Below are 5,644 nucleotides of genomic sequence, written 5' to 3'. Positions count from 1 at the left end.
ACCAGCGGAATCAGGCCGGCGATGAAGGCAAACGAGGTCATGAGGATGGGGCGGAAGCGGGACACGGCCCCTTGCACGGCGGCTTCCAGCACGGTGGCCCCGGCGCGGCGGCGTTGCTCGGCAAACTCGATGACGAGGATGGCGTTTTTGCCCAGCAGACCGATGAGCATCACGAGGGCTACCTGGGCGTAGATGTTATTTTCGAGCCCCAGCAGCTTGAGGCTGAGGAAGGCCCCGAACACGCCGGTGGGCAGGCTCAGCAGCACCGGCAGCGGCAGCAGCAGGCTTTCGTACTGCGCAGCCAGCAGCAGGTACACGAAAATGAGCACGATGCCGAAGACGTAGAGGGCTTGGTCGCCGCTCAGGATTTGCTCGCGGGTCATGCCGCTCCACTCGTAGCTGAAGCCTTTGGGGAGCACCTTGGCCGCCACTTTTTCGATGGCCGAAATGGCGTCGCCCGAGCTGTGGCCGGCGGCGGCGTCGCCGTTAATCATGGCCGATGTGTACATGTTGTAGCGCGTGAGCTGGTCGGGGCCGAACACGCGCTCCAGCTTCACGAAGGTGGAGAAGGGCACCATCTCGCCGCGGTTGTTTTTCACGTGCAGGGCCAGTAGGTCGTCGGGGCGGCCGCGGTACTCGGGGCTGGCCTGCACCATCACCTTGTACATCTGGCCGAAACGGATGAAGTTGGAGGCGTAGTAGCTGCCGAGCAGCGTTTGCAAGGTGCTCATGGCGCGGTCCACCGTCACGCCTTTTTTGGCGGCCATGTCCTGGTCGACGTGGATGAGGTACTGAGGAAAGTTGGGGTCGAAGCCCGTGAACGCGCCGTTGATGGCCGGCTCTTTTTGCAGCGCCGCCAGGAAAGTTTTAGAGGCCTGGGCTGTCTTCTGCAAGTCGCCGCTGCCGGTTTTATCCAGCAGGCGGAACTCAAAGCCGCTGCTGTTGCCGAAGCCCGGCACCGTGGGCGGCGGCAGAAACTGAATCTCGGCATCGGCAATGTCCTTGGTTTTGTCTTCCAGTTCTTTGATGAACTCGGCCACCGACTGCTCCCGCTCGTCCCAGCCCTTGAGGTTAATCATGCCCATGCCGTAGCTCGAGCCCGCCACCTCGTTCACGAGGCTGTAGCCGGCCAGGGTCGAAACCGATTCCACCGGCTTAAGTTTCTGCGCAATGCGCTGCACCTGGGCCAGCACGGCCTCGGTGCGCTCCACGGTGGCCCCGGCGGGCGTAGTCACGTTGATGTACACCATGCCCTGGTCCTCAGTCGGAATAAAGCCCGAGGGTAACACCTTACTGATGCCCCAGGTGGCCCCGAAAAACAGCAGCAGGCCCGCCAGCGTCACCACCCGGCGGCCGGCCACGTTGTTCAGCAGGCCCTGATAGCCGCCGGCTAGCTTCTCGTACTTGTTGTTGAAGCCCTTGAAAAACCGGCCCAGCAGGCCCGTGCGCTCGCCCTCGTGCGTCTTGAGCATGAGCGCACACAGGGCTGGCGTGAGCGTCACGGCATTCACGCCCGAAATGACGATGGCAATGGCCAGCGTGAGCGAAAACTGCCGGTAGAATACGCCCACTGGCCCGTCCATGAACGATACCGGGATGAACACCGCCGACATCACTAGGGTAATGGCAATCAGCGAGCTGCTGATTTCGTGCATGGCCTCGAAGGTGGCGCTGCGGGCATCCATGTGCTTCTCCTCCATCTTGGCGTGCACGGCCTCCACCACTACAATGGCGTTATCGACCACGATGCCAATGGCCAGCACCAGCGCAAAGAGCGTGAGCAGGTTAATCGAGAAGCCCAGCATCTGCATGAAGGCCAGCGTGCCGATGAGAGCCACCGGCACTGCGAGCGCCGGAATCAGCGTGGAGCGCCAGTCCTGCAAAAACAGGTACACGATGATAAAAACCAGCAGGAAAGCCTCAACCAGCGTGCGCAGTACCTCGTGAATACTGGCGTCGAGGAAGCGCGACACGTCGTAGGCGATGCTGTATTTCATGCCGGGCGGGAAGCTGGTTTTTTGCAGCTCGGCCATGCGCTTCTTCACGTTGGCAATCACCTCGCTGGCATTCGAGCCGGGCCGCTGCTTCAGCATGATGGCCGCCGAGGGCTGCCCGTCGTTCTTCGACGACATGCCGTAGGTGAGCGTGCCAAATTCCACGTCGGCCACCGCTTTCAGGCGCAGCACCGAGCCGTCGGGGTTCGAGCGAATGACGATGTTGCGGTACTGCTCGGGCTCGAAAAACTTGCCCGTGTAGCGCAGCACGTACTGCAGCTGCTGGGCCTTGCCGCCCGAGCTTTCGCCCGACTTGCCCGGCGCCGCCTCCACGTTCTGGGCCCGGATGGCCTCCACGATTTCATCGGTGCCTACCTCATAAGCCGCCATGCGGTCGGGCTTCAGCCAGACACGCATCGAGTATTCCCGCGAACCCATAATCTCCGCGAAGCCCACGCCGTTGATGCGCTTGAGCTCCTGCAACACGTTGATGTCGGCGAAGTTGTAGATGAACTGCTCGCCCGCCGCCTTATCGTCGCTCGTGATGTTGAGATAGAGCAGCATGGAGTTTACCTCTTTCTCCGTCGTCACGCCCGCCTTGATAACTTCCTCCGGCAGCTCGTCAATCACCGTCGTCACGCGGTTCTGCACGCCCACGGCGGCCAGGTCGGGGTCGGTGCCCACCTCGAAGAACACCGTGATGAGCGTGACGCCGTTGTTGGAACTCACCGAGTTCATGTAGGTCATGCCCGGCACGCCGTTGATGGCCCGTTCCAGCGGCGTGGCCACGGCCTTGGCGCACACCTCAGCGTTGGCCCCGGTGTACTTGGCCGTCACCGTCACCGAGGGCGGCACAATGTCGGGAAACTGCGTGATGGGCAGTGTGAACAGCGCCAGCCCGCCCAGCAGCACCAGAAAAACGGAAATCACCAGCGAAAGAATCGGCCGGCGGATGAAGATGTCGAACATAAGCAGTAGCGTGGACTCTGCGAGTCCGCGTTTAGGCGGATTAATGGGGTCTTAGTCAGGCTAAAGGCTGATATATCGTCGTCGTGCAGAGCGTAGCGAGGTAGCTCGCGTAATTGGCAATCAGGGCCAGGGCAACAGGGCAGGCGAACTACCTCACTGTGCTCTGTAGGACGTTCTGGCGGGCGCGGACTCGCGGAGTCCACGCTATGGGGATTACTGCGCCGCCACCGCGGCCGTATCCAGCAGCACGGTTTTGACGTTGATTTTCTGTTGGTCGTGCAGTTCTGGCGCGCCTTCGTACACCACTCGCTCGCCGGGTTTCAGGCCCTCCTTCACCACGTAGAAATCGCCGAGCCGCGTTTGGGGCTTGAAGCTGCGGGTGTGCGTTACGCCAGCCTGGTCCACCACGTACACAAAATTCTGGTCCTGAATCTCGAACGCGGCTTTTTGGGGCAGCAGTAGGGCCGCGGGCAGCTGGTCGGTGAGGCGCACCTTGCCCGAGGCGCCGTGCTTGAGCAGGCGGTCGGGGTTGGGGAAGCGAGCGCGCAGGGCAATGGAGCCGGTGTTGGGATTGAACTCGCTTTCGGCCGTTTCGATGTGGCCCGTAAGCGGGTATGCTTCGCCGTTGGCCAGCGTGAGGCGCACTGAATCGGAATGCAGCTCGGGGTGCTCGCGGCGGGCCTTGGTGTAGTTCATGTAGCTGCCCTCGGCCACGTCGAAGTAGGCAAATACCGCGCTCAAGTCCGATACTGTGGTGAGCAGCGTGCCCTCTTCCACCACGCTGCCCATTTTCAGCGGAATGCGGTCAATTACGCCATCGAAGGGTGCCCGTACCAGGGTGTAGCTCAGGCTGAGGTGGGCGGCGGCCTCGCCGGCACGGGCATCGGCTACGCGGGCATCGGCCTCGCGTATCTTACTGTTGATGAGCTTTAACTCCGTTTTGGCGATGACGTTTTTATCCACTAGCAGCTTCACCCGGTCGCTCTCCACGCGTACGGCAGCGGCCTGGGCCTGGGCGCTGGCCACGGCTGCCTGGGCCTGGCTCAGCTTGTTGCGGTAGGCGCTGGCGTTGATGCGAAACAGGGGCTGGCCCTTTTTCACGGGCTTGCCCTCGTCCACGTAAATGTGTTCGAGGAAGCCCGCTACCTGGGCCCGCACCTCCACGTTGCGCACGGCCTGGATGTCGGCCACATAGTCGCGGTGCAGGCTCTGGCTCGAGGTTTTCAGCGTCACCACCGGCACTTCGGGCGGGGCCTCGGCGGTGTCTTTTTCGGCCTTGGCCGTGCAGCCGCCGAGAGCCGCTGCCAGCAGGCCCGCCGCCACAGCCGGCGTTAGTGCGTGAAGAAAAGAGCGGTGCAAAAAGGGTTTCATGGGGAAAAGAATAGACAATGGAAAGCCACGCGCCGGCTAGTGGGCCGTGGTGGCAGCCGTGGGCACGGCATTGGGCAGGATAGGATGAAGGGCCAGCAGGCTGTCCTGCTGCTGGTGGGCGGCCTGGCAGCGCGCCAGCAGCCGCTGCGTGAGGCGCAGGTCGGCTTCGGTTTCCTGCAGGTCGTCATAGTCGGCCGCCAGCGCGGGCTCGCTATACAGCAAGAAGCCATTGAGCCCCAACGACAACGCCAGGGCTCCTGCCAGCAGCAGAACCAGGAAATTAAAGGGCCGGTGTTGGGTGGGCGTCATCGTTTGCGGTAGTGGCAACTGCCCGCAAAGCACCCCCGGCGACATTAAAACGGTATGAGAACCGTATTAGAATAGATGAAAACGGCGTTATCAGAACAATGTAGAGACGCGACACTTCGCGTCTTTCGTCCGCGCCGTTTGCTATTTTCTCGCGATGCCGTTCAACGCAAGTCGTTCAACGACGAGACGCGAAGTGTCGCGTCTCTACATCGTGCCGACGGCTGAGTCCTTTGCCAGCGCCGCCACGATTTCCGTTACCAATTCCTCCGGCGTGTGCTCGATGGAAAGCCGCAGGGCATAGGTCGGCCGCTCCAGCGTCGCCAGCTGCGAGTCGAGCATGTTGGTGTGCATGTAGTGGCCCTTGCGCTTGTCCATGCGCTCGAGCAGCAGGGCCTTGGGACCATCGAGAAATACCCAGTGCAGCGGCTGCTGCGACTGGCTTTGCAGCGTGACGCGGTATTTCTCCTTTAGCGCGGAGCAGGCCAGCACGGCGCCACCGGTCTTTTCCCACTCGCCCAGCTTAGCGGCCAGGGTTTCCAGCCATTCGCGCCGGTCATCGTCGGTGAGGGGATGGCCGTGGGCCATTTTGTCGATGTTGGCCGGCGAATGAAAATCGTCGCCGTCGTGAAAAGGCAGGTTGAGCTTTTGCGCCAGCTGCTCTCCCACGGTTGATTTGCCGCAGCCCGAAACTCCCATAACGACAAAATTCATACGCACTCGCTGTTTACGAAATAGTGAATCGAAGACCAGGCTTTACGAAATGCCGGGCTTAACGGCTGGGCAAACCGGCGCGAAAAATGGGCGGGACTTTTCCCCGCCCGGCCGTCGGAGCCGCTAGGTGGACTGTTTTTGTTCAACACTGGGTGGGGAAGACTCCGCCCTACACCGGTAGCCACACCGTGGCCGTGGTGCCTTGCCCTACTGCCGAGGCCAGCTCCAGCCGGCCGCCGTGGCGCTGCACAATGCGCTGCGTGAGCGGCAGCCCGAGGCCGTAGCCGGGT

Annotated in this window: 5 protein-coding genes; all 5 read right to left on the bottom strand. The window is 62.0% G+C overall.

From position 1 onward, the window contains the following. A partial coding sequence (locus ACYVDE_RS13280) for an efflux RND transporter permease subunit (protein WP_460502026.1) occupies window positions 1–2,963 on the bottom strand: 2,963 nt, incomplete at its 3' end. Window positions 2,964–3,176: 213 nt separating this feature from the next. Beyond that, entirely contained in the window at window positions 3,177–4,334 is a 1,158-nt protein-coding gene (locus tag ACYVDE_RS13275; protein ID WP_460502025.1) for an efflux RND transporter periplasmic adaptor subunit, read from the bottom strand. Between the two features lie 36 nt (window positions 4,335–4,370). After that, a complete protein-coding gene (locus ACYVDE_RS13270; RefSeq protein WP_460502024.1) occupies window positions 4,371–4,643 on the bottom strand; it encodes a hypothetical protein in 273 nt (90 codons plus the stop codon). 204 nt (window positions 4,644–4,847) lie between these two features. Beyond that, entirely contained in the window at window positions 4,848–5,354 is a 507-nt protein-coding gene (locus ACYVDE_RS13265; RefSeq protein WP_460502023.1) for a gluconokinase, read from the bottom strand. A 169-nt stretch (window positions 5,355–5,523) separates the two neighbouring features. After that, the coding region (locus ACYVDE_RS13260) for an ATP-binding protein (protein WP_460502027.1) at window positions 5,524–5,644 on the bottom strand (121 nt) is incomplete at its 5' end.

It is taken from the genome of Hymenobacter agri, assembly GCF_054778495.1.
Note: the sequence above shows the minus strand (reverse complement) of the source record. Positions and strands in the feature narration are given on the sequence as shown.

Coding starts and splice junctions, on each gene's coding strand:
- ACYVDE_RS13275 (WP_460502025.1), bottom strand. CDS start 4,334: ATGAAACCCTTTTTGCACCGCTCTTTTCTTCACGCACTAACGCCGGCT.
- ACYVDE_RS13270 (WP_460502024.1), bottom strand. CDS start 4,643: ATGACGCCCACCCAACACCGGCCCTTTAATTTCCTGGTTCTGCTGCTG.
- ACYVDE_RS13265 (WP_460502023.1), bottom strand. CDS start 5,354: ATGAATTTTGTCGTTATGGGAGTTTCGGGCTGCGGCAAATCAACCGTG.